The sequence below is a fragment of the Autumnicola lenta genome (genome assembly GCF_031846515.1).
GTDB lineage: Bacteria > Bacteroidota > Bacteroidia > Flavobacteriales > Flavobacteriaceae > Autumnicola > Autumnicola lenta.
Map to the genome: position 1 here is coordinate 1 of NZ_JAVRHO010000065.1, position 1,015 is coordinate 1,015.

At 37.6% G+C, this 1,015-nt stretch carries 1 protein-coding gene; it reads left to right on the top strand.

Features of this window, described 5'->3' with window-relative positions:
* Window positions 1-95: 95 nt before the first annotated feature.
* Window positions 96-749 carry a 50S ribosomal protein L25/general stress protein Ctc gene (locus RM545_RS17435; RefSeq protein ID WP_311496562.1) on the top strand — a complete coding sequence of 218 codons (654 nt, stop codon included), beginning with the start codon at window positions 96-98 and terminating at the stop codon, window positions 747-749.
* The last annotated feature ends 266 nt before the right edge of the window (window positions 750-1,015 follow it).

Below are 1,015 nucleotides of genomic sequence, written 5' to 3' on the forward strand. Positions count from 1 at the left end.
AACAATTCACAACTAAAACCCCTCCAAACTTTTAAACAATAACTTTTTATAGAACCGAAAAAAGATTTACTTTTGCAGCCTAAAATTTAATAATAATGAAGTCAATTACGATCAACGGATCTAAAAGAGAAAGCGTAGGCAAGAAGTCAACAAAAGCCTTACGTAATGCTGGACAGGTTCCTTGCGTATTGTATGGTGGAGGGCAGGAGCCTTTACACTTTGCTGCCGAGGAAATTGCATTCCAGAACCTGATTTACACACCAGATGTTCACACAGTGGAAATTCAATTGGAAGGTGGTAAAAAGTATAACGCTGTACTTCAGGATATTCAGTTTCATCCTGTGACAGATGCTATTCTGCACATGGATTTCTATGAAATCTTTGAAGACACTCCAATTACTATGGAAATTCCAATTCATACTGTTGGAATTCCTCGTGGGGTTAAAAACGGTGGGGTTTTACGTTATAACCTTCGTCGTTTAAAGGTAAAAGGCCTTCCTGGAGATTTACCAGATTTTATCGAAGCAGATGTTACCAAACTTAAGATTGGACAGAAGCTTTATGTAACTGCTGTTGAAAGTGATGATTTCAAAATTCAGCATCCGGACAACACGGTAATTTGTCAGGTTAGAACTTCACGTAATATTGTTGAAGATCTTGAAGACGAAGAAGATGAAGACGAAGTTGCAGCAGATGAAGTACCAGCTACTGAAGTAGATGAAGCAAATGAGGGAGAGAGCAAAGAATAGATAGCTCATTCCCAAAATAATTTAAAGCATTCCTGTTTCGGTTTTCCGAAATTCGGAATGCTTTTTTTGTTGGTGTTAGTTGAAAGTCAAAAAATTAAAGAGGGAAAGAGTGAAGGAGTCAAAATCTCCGTTTTGAGGTTAGCATCAAGACCGCTGCGCTGCAAGAATCAGGAATAAAGACTTATTCTTAAGCAATAAAAATAGAGAGGTGCTAAAAAATGCTAATTTCGGTCTATTGAAGCGCAAGAAAACGCTCAATTACAGAC